Here is a 14,530-nt window from a genome sequence, read left to right as displayed (position 1 = left end):
ACTCTGCGAGTATACTATTATTTCCTTGCAACGATTCTCTATAAGGTCACTTATCTACATTAAAAATCTTCTTCCCACGCTTCTTTTGCATCTATTAATCTTCGCAAAAAAAACTCATAAAAATTATTTGCTTCAATTGTTTCATCAATCCCCATTTGTCTATCCCATACTATTACCGGACACTCATTATTCTCCATTTCATCTGTATATAAACAATAAGCGTATTCTCCGCTATCTTCGATAACAACTAAATTTTTATCTAATCCTAAATCCCTAAACCTTTCTGTTTCAATAACAACAGAAGCTATATTTGACTTTGCTACTCCTAAAATATCAACACCAAACATCCCCCCAGATCCATAGTTAATTAGAAACCATTGATAACTTTTAGGGAATACTACCCCTAGCTTATTTTGAATAGTATTTATTTGCTTTTCATCTATCCCACCTGTGAAATCATCTAATTCCATATTTTCATTAATAAAATTAATTAATTCCTTCTGACCCATAATTCTTTTCACCTCTTAAATTTGTTCATTCTCTATTTGTCTAGCTCTCCATCTCCAATATTTTGTCCTAAAGTTATCATATTGCTTCCTTAATACAGGGTTATTCCTAAAACTCCCACCGTTCTCCACTAAACCATGCAAAATTTTATTATACTCATCATGCATACTCGCTGGAATTTCCACCATTGAGCCTGGCTCTCTTTGAATTAAATGATGAAGCTCTATAGCGGTTCCATCTTTCCAAATTGGTGCTCTTCCTTTTTTCATCAATTGAACGTTCGTCATACCAGTTTTCAAGTCAATTCTCTCGTAATCAATATCTAACCTTTGAAAAACCCGTCTGCTAATATCCCTTGCTTCCCCATCAACTTTAGTTGTCCCAGTATATTCCACAGCTTTATAGTTTTTATATTCTTTACCTAAAGTTTTCTCTGCCACATCAACAACTGTATCATTTAATTCTCGCTGCATCTCTTGCTCTAAATCGTCTTCCACTACACTTTCACTATTTGGAGCAAAAACAGAGTGTGTATTATTTTCTTCAAAATGAGATAGATCTTCTTCATCTATTTGATCCTCTATCCCCTTCCTTTCTATTTCTTGAACTTTTTTGTATCATCTTTTTTCTCAGAAGCCTTATCATCAACTTCATCAAATAACCCTGGTGTGTCCATATATTTGATAAGATACATTCTTCCATCTTCAAACAGATGTCTCGTTTCTCTCTGAATACCTTTTATATTATAATCCCACCATGCTTTTGGGCTCTTATTAGCTACCTCTAGCTGCGCCTTAAAACTACTTATTATCGTATTTGCTTCACCAGCTTCTCTCCATTTTTTATCACGTGCTTCCAAAACATCTCTTGCATCAGCTAACGGCTTATACTTATCAATGATTTTATCCGCTACTTTCATACTATCTTCATAAACTGTTTTTATTTCTCTACTAAACTCTTCTTTATTATATTTAAACCATTCTGCCGGCCCTTGCTTTATCGCTTCTATTTGTGCTTTAATACTACCTTTCAATGTGTACTTTTCGTCTCCAGACTCGCTCCATATTTTCTCGCGTTCTATGACAACCTCTTTTATAGAAAATAGTATTTTATTACCTTCTATCATTTTATTTGCTACTTTCATACTATCTTCATACACATTTTTTATTTCTTTACGAAACTCTTCTTTGTTATATTCCCACAATCTACCTTCTTTTGCTGCATCTATTTGTGCTCTTACACTATTTTTACACATTTCCAATAGCGTTGCGCCCTCGCCATCTTCTATTCGCTTTTCATGTCTCTCTCTCAATGATACTTTTGCATTTGCTATTACCTTATAAGTATCAGTAATTTTATCTGCTATTTTCACGCCGTCTTCATACACATTTTTTATTTCTTTACGAAACTCTTCTTTGTTATATTCCCACAATCTACCTTCTTTTGCCGCATCTATTTGTGCCCTCACGCTATTTTTACACATTTCTAATAACGTTGCGCCTTCACCATCTTCTATCCGTTTTTGATGACGCTCTTCCAGTGACACTTTTATATTTTTTAACGTTTGATAATTGTCGGTAATTTTATCCGCCATTTTTGCACAATCTTCATACGCAGTTTTTATCTCTTTACTAAACTCTTTCTTATTGTACTCCCACCATGCTTTTGGCCCTTGTTTTGCGGCTTCTATTTGCGCCTCAATACTACTTTTCAGTGTGTATTTTCCTTCGCCAGCTTCATTCCATTTTTTATTCCGCTCTTCTAGCACTTCTTTTATAGGACCTAGTATTTTATTATTTTCAATTACTTTATTTGCTAACTTCATTCCATCTTCATACACATGCTTTATCTCTTTACGAAACTCTTCTTTGTTATATTCCCACAATCTACCTTCTTTCGCTGCATCCACTTGTGCTTGTATGGCATTCTTCCACATTTCTTTAAAACTATCACCATAGCCAGCTTCTCTCCAAGCATCTTTTCTTTCTTTTAAAATTTGTCCAATCGTTCGTTGATCTATCTCTTTCTTTTTCTGATCAAACAATTTATCTAGGTCGAATCCCGATTCTTCTTCAGTCTCACTTCTCGGCTCAAACTCTTTTTTAACAGTTTCTTCTTCTCTTGAACCTTCCGACGAATCAGTTCCTTCTATATTCTCTCTTGTCTCAGAGGGTTTCTCATCATCTTGCACTTCTTGTTCCGATGGTTCTTCTGACTGATCAAGCGCCTCGTCTTCTTCTGTTTCTTCTTGTTTCGGCATTTCTTCTACTTGCTCTGGGTTCTTTTCCACATCTTCTTCTGTTGCTTCTCCCGACTGATCAAGTTTCTTGCCTTCATCTGTTTCCACTTGCTCCGGCATTTCTTCTACTTGCTCTGGGTTCTTTTCTCCTGCTTCTTCCGTTGGTTCTACTGTTTGATCAAGCGCCTTGCTTTCATCTGTTCCTTCTTGCTTCGGCATTTCTTCTACTTGCTCTGGGTTCTTCCCTCCAGTTTCTTCTGTTGTTTCTCCTGCCTGATCAAGTTGGTTTTCTCCATCTGTTTCTTCTTGTTTCGGCGTTTCTTCTACTTGCTCTGGGTTCTTCCCTCCAGTTTCTTCTGTTGTTTCTCCTGCCTGATCAAGTTGGTTTTCTCCATCTGTTCCTTCTTGTTTCGGCGTTTCTTCTACTTGCTCTGGGTTCTTTTCCACATCTTCTTCTGTTGTTTCTCCCGACTGTTCAAGTTTCTTGCCTTCATCTGTTCCTTCTTGTTTCGGCGTTTCTTCTACTTGCTCTGGGTTCTTTTCCACATCTTCCTCTGTTGTTTCTCCCGACTGTTCAAGTTTCTTGTCTCCATCTGTTTCCACTTGCTTCGGCATTTCTTCTACTTGCTCTGGGTTCTTTTCTCCTGCTTCTTCTGTTGTTTCTTCCGTCTGATCAAGTTTCTTGCCTTCTTCTGTTTCTTCTTGTTTCCGCGTTTCTTCTACTTGCTCTGAGTTCTTTTCTCCTGCTTCTTCCGACTGATCAAGTGCCTGCTCCCCATCTGTTCCTTCTTGCTTCGGCGTTTCTTCTACTTGCTCTTGAGTCTTTTCTCCTGTTTCTTCCGACTGATCAAGTTTCTTGCCTTCTTCTGTTTCTTCTTGTTTCCGTGTTTCTTCTACTTGCTCTGGGTTCTTTTCCACATCTTCTTCTGTTGTTTCTCCCGACTGATCAAGTTTCTTACCTTCTTCTGTTTCCACTTGCTTCGGCATTTCTTCTACTTGCTCTGGGTTCTTCTCTCCAGTTTCTTCTGTTGTTTCTCCTGCCTGATCAAGTTGGCTTTCTCCATCTGTTCCTTCTTGCTTCGGTGTTTCTTCTACTTGCTCTGGATTCTTCCCTCCAGCTTCTTCCGACTGTTCTAGTTTCTTACCTTCTTCTATTTCTTCTTGCTTCGGCGTTTCTTCTACTTGCTCTAGATTTTTTTCTCCAGCTTCTTCCGACTGTTCTAGTTTCTTGCCTTCTTCTATTTCTTCTTGCTTCGGCGTTTCTTCTACTCGCTCTGGATTCTTTCCTCCATTTGTTCCTTCTAGAGATTCTTTTGCTTCCTTTATTTCTTCCGCATTTTCTTCCATATTCTCAAGCCGCTTTTTGGTCTCGATATTTTCCTTTTCAACCTTTTTGGCCTCCATAACTTCCGGAGAATCTACCTCAGGATTTATTTCATCTTGTTCATTTTGCTGCTCTGTTATGTCCTTATTTAATTGCTTTTGATATTTATCAAAACTAATATTCCGATTATTTTCAGCAAGTTCATCTTCAATCGTTTCCTGCTTACGCCCCTCAAATTGTTCATTATATTTATCAAAATTATAAGCCTGCTTCTTCTTGCTTGCTTCCTCTATACTTTTTTCTTTCTTTTCTTCAAGTTTGTCTTCTTCCTCTACTTTATCAACGTGGTCTTTTCGATCGAATTCTTTCATATTCATTCATCCTTTAATAGATTATGTTTCATATAATTTATTACAGCTTCTCGTTTATAGCTTTCTTCTAAATCTCTGTTATCTAAAAAGACATTTAAAGTACATAATCTCGTATGATAATTTCGGAGTGAACTCATTCCGTTATTTTCCAACATTTCAAACAATCCTTCAAACCAATCTGGTTTAAACTCTGCATTTTTAGCGTCCTCTAACATGTCGCGTAACCAATTTTGCTTTACAATAAATCCCTTTATTTTTCCCATCTCTTCACGACGGTTACACTTATCCATACAAAAGGCGCAAGCAGGACCAAAATCATATTTTCTATCATAATGATGAAATTCGTTTTTCACTGCATCTTTCACATTTTGAATAACAGTTCTTCTTGAATAATCAAAATCTTCCTTTACATAAGGCATTTGTACGAGTTTTGGCCGCATATCTCCTTCTGCATAAACAGCAGCAAATCCTCTTCTTAAAGAACTAATGTATTCAATTTGTTCTTGTGTCATATTCATAGATTGTCCAATTAACTCACGATCTTCCTGCATAACAATTCTATGAACAATTTTTAAATTAGTATTTTTTAATGTATCCGGAGCTAGTTTCGTTGGAACTTGATCCGCAATTAAAAAACCTTGTCCATAACTACGAATTTCGGCTAATAAATTTGTAAAAAACTCTACTGATTTCGCACGAACATTCCCTTCCCCGCCACCTGATACATTAGCTAACAATCTATGTGCTTCTTCAATTAAAATCAGATGTTCAAATCCTTTATTTCTAGTAAGTTTCGTCCTTCTATATTCATAAAGTTGAACTAAAATAATTCCCATCATAAATGCTTTTACATCATCATCGCCTATATCTTCTAGTTCCAAAATGACAGGTCGAGACAATAAATCCGCAATTGGAATAGACTTATCTGTATTTAACATGGCACCTTTGCCACCAACACGTAATGAGTGTATCCTTGCCTTAAGTGCTGCCGTAATATCTGATTTTAAGCGTTGATCATATCCTAAATTATCAACAACAACATCAACTTTGTAATATAAGTCATCTAAGGTTGGAAAAACATTTGCACCGTATTTATTTTTATTACTTAATATGTCCCAGCCTCGATCTTCATATATTTGATAAATGCTAGTTTCTAAAACATGCGGCATTGGTGCATAAAGCTCAAAGCTCGCCTTAAAAGTTGATAGCACATAATCAATATGAGTCTGTAATGGAACGCCTTCTATTTTTTCAAATGGGTTAATTCGATACGGAACAGAATTTTCATCCTCCGCTCCCAAGGTAAAGACTAAAACATCTTCAAAACCTTCCATATTGTACATTTCCCAATATTCCCGTTTAGCTGATTCGATTACCATGAAAGGAATACGGTGTTTATTCCATAAATTACGAAGCAGTCCTTTAGAAGTATTAGACTTACCTCCACCCGTAATTCCTACAATTAAACCATGTCGGCTTAAATCCATTAAATCCATATCATAGATGAGATTACTTGGCTCTAATTTTTCATACGACTTTATTTCTTCATTGCCATTAATGATCTTTCCTACTGTAAAACTATTACTTTCATCATGGATTGAACGACGGTTCGCAACATCAAACTCCACATACTGATCAATATAAAAACCCGGCATTTCTTTCCGTGGGATTTGGCATAAAGTTGAAAGCTCTCCAGTCGGCAAAATCGTTTGATACAAATACTTATAGCAATGAACTTCCTTCGTAATCCCTTCACCATGCAAATCCCATACTCCTATCGGATGCTTCATAGCCTTCTGGCGTGGTAATTCATTCGCTGGAAACTGAAAATTAGATGCATAGTATAAAATGTTATCTACAGGTAAAGTTCGTATTCTCTCCGGTTTAGATTGTTCACCATTATAAACAGAAGTAATTAAGTTTCGTAATTTTGTTGCATTTATGAATTGATCCGCCAAATAATATCCAGCAACTCTCCACATTCCCATCGTTCTTCCACTATCCATACTCTCTTCTAATGAATTAAGGTTGTCCACGTACTTTTGAATGGTTAAGTTCGTTACTTCCCAAGATTCCTTACCTAGACTTCCACCTGATTCTGATACTTTAATAAACTTACTTACGTTATCAATTTCATTCAATACCCTTTCATGCGCTAACGTTACTTGAAAAGGACTCATCGACTTCGCAACCACAATATACGCCCAAGAACTCCCATACATCCCGGTACATAAACGTTCAATTTGTTGACTCTTACTTTCCCCAAAAGTTTTATTAGTCGGGATACCTGTAATAATTCCTCCGTTATTCCCGATGGAACGTAACTTCTGTGACATCTCATCCATTTCAACTTCTTGCAATTTGGCATAAGGATATGAGGCATGCAATGAAGAAGATAAAATGGACTGATTGAATTGATCCGTTCCAACATAAACACCTATTTCTTTCGGACTACCAATCAGTAAAAATGTAAACGTTGACTGTAAAGATGAAAAACCACTAAGCACATCACTCATAATGGCATCAAAGTCAAATTCCTTTTCGTCCTTTCCCTCCCAAAAATTTGCAAGACCTTTTATTTTAACGAAACTAAGTTGTCCCAATGGTTCCATATTTAAATCCGGACTTAAATTCGATTTATCCAAATAAGACTTTCTCAATAAATGATCTTTTTCTCTTATTTCTACTGTATCTATGTTATGTAAGCGCAAAGAAATCCCCCCATTAATAAACTAAAGACTGCATAAAAAAGCACTCATACTTTTGAGTGCTCATTTTCATAATCTATTTAACGAAAAACCTTTTTAATCATTATCCAAATTCCAAAAAGAACGATGATTAACGGTAATATGGCAACAAATATATTTGATAAGAAAGTTAAAATGACAGATACCACTAAATTAACAAGCCCAATCCAGTCAAAAGAAATAACAAAATTAATAATAGAGAATAATAAGAATATAATAATTGCCGTCAAAAATCTTACACTATTTGCTGACATACCACTATTGACTGAAACTGTCGTGTTGCTATTTAAATTTTCAATATGCTTAGCTACTACTGTCCCATGACGATCGCGCTTTCCAAACACTTGAACTAAATTATGATCTCCAATTTTCCCTCTTACAATTTTTCCATATACAACTACTTCATGCCCTTCTCCATCTTGATCATACACTTGGAATGTATTCATATATCCATCCTTCATAAATGGAATTCCTTTTATACATGCATCAAACCATCTTCCAAGCATTTTACCTGGTATTACATCCTCTTGAAAATTACTTACCTGCCCTTTTATTGATCCATTCTTTTTAGCCTTACTTACTTTTATTGTTTCTCTCGCTGCACTTGTTTGCTGCTCCGTATATGTAGATTCAAATGGATCAGTTGTTTTATTAGGGGGGATGGGCTTCTTTTCTTCATAGAAAGTATTATCAAATACATCCGCAAAATCATCATTTACCGTAGTATTCGCTGATTTCTTTTTCATCCTTAAAAAGTTTTTACACTTCGGACATTCCCCAACATTTTTAGGATATTCCACCCCATCTAAACATATTGGACATTCTTTCACTTCTCTCTCTCCTCCCAAGGCAAGCCTTGCATAAAATAAATATTACATTTCTATACATATTTTAGTATATAATAGGAATTTAATTTTAATAAGCTATTTTTTTATATTTTTAATAATAAAACTCTTTTTCTATATATAAAGAATAAAAAATTTTATTTACAAAAATATAACTAAGTACTCGAACATACAATAAAGTGATCCTTTAATCAGATGAGTTTTGTCCCCCCTCTCATTATTAACCACACCAATTAGGCCTGTACGTGCAGTTAATGCTGAATACAGCAAGCAACAACTAAAAAACAAAAAGACCCTAACCTCCTCAAACTATACAGGAAATTAGAGTCTTGTCTCATTATTCATTGATTAAATTAAAAAACTATGTTAAATTAGTACAGAAACACATTTTACAAAATACAAAGAACGTATTTATCCGTATCTTAATTGTACACCAAAACACATCTTCAGTCAACCTCTATTTTTCACTTTTAAAGGAGTGCTTACCGTATGAACAAAAAACTTGATTTAGAGCAAAAACGATTGGATACCGTAATTGAAACAATTACGGAGCAAATTGATAAACTGGAAAACGAAACTGGCAGACGCCGGGCAGAAGTAATCAATATTCGTAAACACTTTTGGGATGATGTGAAAGTGAACACTGATACTTTTGATGATTATCTGGAAACAGTTATCAACTTAAGGCAACAAGCTCAGTCACTAGCTGTCACACAAATTACTCATAAGCACACCTTTAATCGACTTGCCGCATTAAGACGCATGCATAAAGCACCTTATTTCGGAAGAATTGATTTTAAAGAAGAAGGAGAACCTGCTGCGGAGAAAATTTATATCGGTGTAGCCACGCTTACTGATGCAAGCGGAGAAAACTTTCTTATATATGACTGGCGCGCACCTATTTCGAGTGTGTACTATGATTATCCACCAGGACCGGCTGAATACAGTACACCAGGAGGCGTAATTCACGGTAATGTGGAGAAAAAATTACAATACATTATTCAAAATGGCGAGATTGATTCTATGTTCGATACGAGCCTTACAATTGGTGATGAGATCTTGCAACAAGCGCTCGGAAAAGGTACGAACAAACATATGCAAAGTATCGTTGCTACAATTCAGCGCGAGCAAAATGAAATTATTCGTCACGATGAAGGCCGACTTCTTATCGTGCAAGGAGCTGCTGGTAGCGGTAAAACGTCTGCTGCGCTGCAACGAATCGCCTACTTACTATATAAATATCGCGAATGGCTCAAAGCGGATCAAATTATTCTCTTCTCCCCTAACTCTATGTTCAATAGCTACGTATCTAACGTACTACCTGAACTTGGCGAAGAAAATATGCAGCAAGTGACATTCCAAGAATATTTAAACCATAGACTAAGCAAGTCATTTGATGTTGAAGATCCTTATGAGCAATTAGAATATATGCTAACTGAAACGAATAGCCCTACCTATAAAACGAGAAATGCGAGCATCCGATTTAAGGCATCTACTCAATTTTTCGAAATGATTAGAACGTACAGAGAATCTCTTGAATCTTCAGGCATGCTATTTAGGGGAATGAAATTTAGAGGAAAGTTAATTGTTTCTGCTAAAGAAATTACAGAGCAGTTTTACAATACCGATTCCTCCCTCCGCTTCCATAATCGAATTGAAAAGTTAACGGATTGGCTAAATAAACAAATAGATGAAATTGAAAAAACAGAACTGAAAAAGCCTTGGGTAGAAGAGGAAATTGAATTACTTAGTAAAGATGAATACCAAAAGGCTTATAAATATTTACAAAAAAAAGGTGAGTTTGACGACAACTCCTTTCAAGATTTTGAAAAAGAAACGAGAGTACTTGGACGTATGATTGTCCGTAAAAAATTGAAGCCACTGCGTAAAGGCGTTCAAACATTACGCTTTATCAATTTCACGGGCATATATAAACAACTTTTCACAGATGCATCATGGGGGACTGGAGAAAAACCGAAAGAATGGGATGACATTTGTTCTTTAACGGTGAACATGCTCGATGAAGGAAAACTATATTACGAGGATGCGACTCCATTTTTACTTTTAAAAGAGTTAATTGAAGGCTTCCAAACGAACAGATCGATTAAACACGTACTCGTAGACGAAGCGCAAGATTATTCACCGTTTCAGTTCGAGTTTTTAAAACGTCTCTTCCCTGCCGCAAGAATGACAGTACTCGGAGACTTTAACCAAGCAATATTTGCCCATGCGAGTGAAACGGTGAATTTCGATACACTTACGAATTTATACGGACCAGACGAAACGAACGGCATTAACTTAACTCGTAGCTATCGCTCAACAAAACCGATTATTGAATTCACACGTGCTCTCGTACCAGAAGGAAAGAACATTCACGCCTTTGAACGTGACGGTGAGAAACCTACAGTGACGAAAGTATCAAATGATAGCGAACTGCACAAACATATTACTGCCAAAGTTGCTGCACTACAAAAAGAGCAGCACAATACGATCGCAATTATATGTAAATCTGCAGCCGAAAGTGCAGCTGCTTACGAAGCGCTTAATCATATCGAGAATATTAAACTCGTGAAGAGTAACTCAGCCGAGTATGAGCAAGGCATCGTCGTGATCCCTGCTTATTTAGCGAAGGGTATTGAATTTGACGCTGTTATTATTTACGATGCTTCTAAAGATGTGTACAGTGATGAGAGCGTTCGTAGATTGTTCTACACTGCTTGTACGCGCGCAATGCATGAATTACAACTTTATAGCGTTGGCGAGGTTAATCCTTTTATACTTGAGGCTGATTCGGAGAGTTTTGAGCTTATAATGAAAACACCTTGATAATTGAAGTGAACCCCGAAAACGGGACACATATTAGAACACCTCCCGAATTCGCACATTAAGTATGCAAATTCAATGGAGGTGTTCTTTTTATCATTTAGACTTGTACAATGCCTCGTATTTCTTCTAAACGTAAATTTGTAAACTTTGCAATATCTTCGATTGTCATTCCGTTTTTATGCATTCCACGAATTAATTGAATCTTACCTTCTTCAATCCCCTCTTTCTTTCCTTCATTACGAGCATGAGCGAACTTTGCGGCTTCATCCATTAAAGCTTTCTCTCTTGCCTCATATGCTTGTCGGAAAGAAGAATCTTGACTCATACGCTCCCATTTATTCATCGCTTTTTGTAAAATCGGATCATGGTTCATCGCAATGTCCTCCAATGTTTGGGTTAGTTGTTCATCCTCGTTTGCCGGAAGTAATAATAACCAACCAACGAACAAACAATAATTGTTTAAAAGCAAAATCAATGCGTAAATTCACTAATTGTTGGCTGGACATGAAAATTTCTCTCCCCATCTCATAAGAGGCTTTTCTTTTATTGTACATAAAATAGTGATACGCATGCAAACACGCACTTACTTAAATTTCATAAAACGCCCTGTATTTGCAGGCTATAACATCATTTTTCATGATGCAGACATACTTACGATTGACGTACTTCTTTCTTCACCTTTACTAGATCCTAACACTTCTGAAAAAGATGCGACAGAATATGCTTATTTACAGCAGCTAGCTGAATCAATTTCTCGTTCTGAATTATGTACTTCTATAAAAGCAAGTGCACTTATTTAAACACGAAAAGAGGGTTATTTATCATACCCCCCTTTTGCTATCTATTTACGTTTGTACTTGATCATAATAATAAATACCTTTATATGCAACTTATAATAAGTATCAAGGTGTCTTTCTCATTCTAAACGACATATCTTTACGTCGATATACACTCAACACAATTCCCATTATAAATGCATGAAACAGAGTTGGTATCAATCCATAGCTAATAAAAGGTAACGATATAGAAAAACGTGGTAATATCCCAAGAATCATGCCAACGTTACAAATGAAATGGATTGTGAAAAGAGTCACTCCACCAACGAGAAGCAATTTACCATAGCCATCATTGATTTTATAAGCTATGTTCATTATTCTTACTGCAAAAAGAGACAGAATCAAGACAAGAACTAGCGCAAGCACATATCCATAATAGTAAGTCAAACTCGCGAATACAAAATCAGTATGGGCAGCAGGGATAGCCTTTATATTTCCATATGTACCAAACCAACCTGCTGAAGACATCGCCTCTTTCAAACGTAAATACCATAGATCATGCTCCGGGTTTATAAATCCTAAAATTCTAGCTATCCGGTATTCTTTTACAGCAGACCAGGAAAATAGATCCCTAATAATAAAGGGTAAAACTGGTAATATTGTAATGAGCCATGCCGTTTTCTTTCCTAGCTTACTCCACCAAAGCATAACGAATACCATCGTAATATAGATGAAAATTGGTAAAAGAATTGATGTAGCTGAAAATAGATATAAAGAAAATACGTACAACATGAGAAGATGTATAAACTTCAACCTACTATTATTGAAAAAAGAAGCCCAAGCTAGAAAAAAGAATGGTATCGTCATTAAACAGTCAATTTTGATAGGGCCAATTTTTATTATTGCTTCCCCAATCACGTAACCAGTTGGAAAACATTTTATAGCTAACAAGATAAGTACACCGATTGTATAAAACAGCCATCCGAGTCTTTCTAATTTCCGGTAATCAATCAGCATCATCACTACAACTGTTGCAACACCGAGAATAACAAAAATCACCTTATTCAGTAGTAAATCATTTGTATGTCCAAAAGCTATAACCGGCAAGAACCCTAATCCCATCGCAATCACTAATAAACCAATTAAAAACCAATCCACCTTTGGCTTATGTAGTTTGTTCAGTTCCCGGCCAAGTTTAATTGGACTCCCCATTTGCTCAACAGCCTTATCTTCAGCAACTTCCTCACTTAACCCTTTACCCATCCACATATTCTTAGCCTGTTTCAAGTGAAAATTCAGTTCAGTTGCTACTAAGTCCTTCGCTTCTTTTGATTTAATATGGTTCGTAACTTCTTTTAAAAAACGCTCCCCTTTTTTGTTCAATTTTTTCTCACTCCTGTACTAATCCTTTTAATATAAATTGCGCCTTCGTAGCATTTTTCTCTGCCTTCCGCAGCATCTTGTTTCCTTTATCATTTAATTGATAATATTTCGCTCCTGCATGATCCCAGCTAGATTGGATAAAGCGATTCTGTTCTAGACGATGTAATAACGTGTATAGAGACCCTTCATCCCCTTCGAATTTTTGAATCCCTCTCCCGCGCAGTAACTGCATCAATTCATAACCTGTTTTTTCATTCATAAGAAGTTGCAACACTGCTAAAAGGATATCTTCTTCCTTTTCGGACGATTGATTGATTTTTTCACGCACTCGTTTTCGATGTTGATCAGAAAAACTCAAATGTTTAAACGTTGTATTCTCCATTGATTTTCGCAGGCCTTTTAATCGATCTTCCATTTGATTATTCCTCCAATCCTTTCTTCAAAAGCTCCTTCGCTTTTTTCAGCCTCGTTTTTATCGTATTTTCCTTCACATCTATTACAATCGCAGTCTCTTTAATTGATAACTCTTCATAATAAAATAGATAAATAACTTCTCGATATTTGATCGGTAAATTCATTATTGCAGAAGCCAGTTCACGATCCTCCGCATTTTGAATAACTGTTTGTTCCACACTTTCTTTTTGACTTTCCATATACGTAAAGTCATCCTCTGTAACAATAACTTTTTTGTTATACCAACTTTTTAAATAATCCTTACAATGATTAATTGCAATTCTCCATAGCCATGTTTTTAAGTTCGAATTCCCTTTGTATGTATGAAGAGATTTATAACATTTTACAAATATATCTTGCGTTAAATCCTCCGCAACCTCTTTATTGCTTACATATGAATACACAAGTTGCAGCACTTCTTGCCCATACTTGTTCATAATTTCATCGATAAGGAGTTCCTTATCTTCTATTTCAAACGCTTCTACCGTTAATTCATCCACACCACTTCCTCCTTCCCATATATTAGACGACGCACTGTATGGAAAAGTTTTATAAATTTATAAAAAAATACAGAGGGTAATAACGTTTTTTTATAAAACACTTCCTCAGCAACTTACATATAATAAACCGAATAGTCATTACAATACATTCACCTAAAGAGCGCCTCTCTCCCAAGGCGCTTTTTAGGTTTGTAATAAGGGGGCTTAGTTTTTCTATCTTCAAAATTCCCCCTCATCGCTAAATGAAAAAGAGAACCGATTTAATCGAGTCCTCCTTCTTTCTAACACTCACTTAAAAAATCTAATATTTCATGGCCATACAAAGATGGATCGATAATATCAAAACCGATACATTCTTCATACAAGTGTAGTAGGCGTTGTCATCGGTAGAAGATACGTCGGTCCGTGGCTAATTTCTGTATACAAAAAAGCGAGAACCACCCTGCTTTGAACCGCACCCAATTTGTTAGACAAATAACTAACAATTGGAGGTGCGGTTTTATTATGTCTAGAAAATATAAATTCGAATTAAAAAGAAATGCCGTTGAACATTATTTAA

9 protein-coding genes and 2 pseudogenes are annotated in these 14,530 nt (G+C 36.0%); 2 read left to right on the top strand and 9 right to left on the bottom strand.

Annotated elements, in window-relative coordinates:
* Window positions 1-59: 59 nt before the first annotated feature.
* From ACTFRN_RS07170 to ACTFRN_RS07150, 5 genes are all read right to left on the bottom strand, one after another.
* Window positions 60-509, bottom strand: coding sequence for an SMI1/KNR4 family protein (locus ACTFRN_RS07170; protein WP_049111581.1), 450 nt, complete (start codon window positions 507-509; stop codon window positions 60-62).
* 15 nt (window positions 510-524) lie between these two features.
* Entirely contained in the window at window positions 525-1,004 is a 480-nt protein-coding gene (locus tag ACTFRN_RS07165) for an HNH/ENDO VII family nuclease (protein WP_229136441.1), read from the bottom strand.
* 98 nt (window positions 1,005-1,102) lie between these two features.
* Window positions 1,103-4,441, bottom strand: a complete 3,339-nt coding sequence (locus ACTFRN_RS07160) for a hypothetical protein (protein WP_440038036.1) — start codon at window positions 4,439-4,441, stop codon at window positions 1,103-1,105.
* A gap of 2 nt (window positions 4,442-4,443) precedes the next feature.
* Window positions 4,444-7,152 (bottom strand): ATP-binding protein, encoded by a 2,709-nt coding sequence (locus tag ACTFRN_RS07155; RefSeq protein WP_088106539.1) that lies wholly within the window; start codon window positions 7,150-7,152, stop codon window positions 4,444-4,446.
* A gap of 77 nt (window positions 7,153-7,229) precedes the next feature.
* Window positions 7,230-8,018 (bottom strand): hypothetical protein, encoded by a 789-nt coding sequence (locus ACTFRN_RS07150; RefSeq protein ID WP_074567649.1) that lies wholly within the window; start codon window positions 8,016-8,018, stop codon window positions 7,230-7,232.
* Window positions 8,019-8,522: 504 nt separating this feature from the next.
* Here ACTFRN_RS07150 and helD point away from each other — a divergent pair.
* Window positions 8,523-10,859, top strand: coding sequence for an RNA polymerase recycling motor HelD (gene helD / locus ACTFRN_RS07145; protein ID WP_001035426.1), 2,337 nt, complete (start codon window positions 8,523-8,525; stop codon window positions 10,857-10,859).
* A 97-nt stretch (window positions 10,860-10,956) separates the two neighbouring features.
* Here helD and ACTFRN_RS07140 read toward each other — a convergent pair.
* Window positions 10,957-11,304 (bottom strand): annotated as a pseudogene (locus ACTFRN_RS07140) (Rpn family recombination-promoting nuclease/putative transposase); the annotation flags it as partial.
* Between the two features lie 151 nt (window positions 11,305-11,455).
* Between ACTFRN_RS07140 and ACTFRN_RS07135 the strand changes: the two are divergent.
* Window positions 11,456-11,659: pseudogene (locus tag ACTFRN_RS07135) on the top strand (hypothetical protein); the annotation flags it as partial.
* Between the two features lie 102 nt (window positions 11,660-11,761).
* On the opposite strand, the gene ACTFRN_RS07130 reads toward ACTFRN_RS07135, so the two are convergent.
* Genes ACTFRN_RS07130 through ACTFRN_RS07120 form a run of 3 tightly spaced genes read right to left on the bottom strand, consistent with a single transcriptional unit; the run spans window position 11,762 to window position 13,971 of the window.
* A complete protein-coding gene (locus tag ACTFRN_RS07130; RefSeq protein WP_001034634.1) occupies window positions 11,762-13,018 on the bottom strand; it encodes an FtsW/RodA/SpoVE family cell cycle protein in 1,257 nt (418 codons plus the stop codon).
* A gap of 7 nt (window positions 13,019-13,025) precedes the next feature.
* Complete coding sequence (locus ACTFRN_RS07125) at window positions 13,026-13,433, bottom strand: PadR family transcriptional regulator (RefSeq protein ID WP_000390177.1); 408 nt, start codon at window positions 13,431-13,433, stop codon at window positions 13,026-13,028.
* A 4-nt stretch (window positions 13,434-13,437) separates the two neighbouring features.
* Window positions 13,438-13,971, bottom strand: coding sequence for a sigma-70 family RNA polymerase sigma factor (locus ACTFRN_RS07120; protein ID WP_000344027.1), 534 nt, complete (start codon window positions 13,969-13,971; stop codon window positions 13,438-13,440).
* Between the last annotated feature and the right edge of the window lie 559 nt (window positions 13,972-14,530).

Source organism: Bacillus cereus group sp. MYBK245-2 (genome assembly GCF_051916145.1).
Taxonomy (GTDB): Bacteria; Bacillota; Bacilli; order Bacillales; family Bacillaceae_G; genus Bacillus_A; species Bacillus_A pacificus.
Note: the sequence above shows the minus strand (reverse complement) of the source record. Positions and strands in the feature narration are given on the sequence as shown.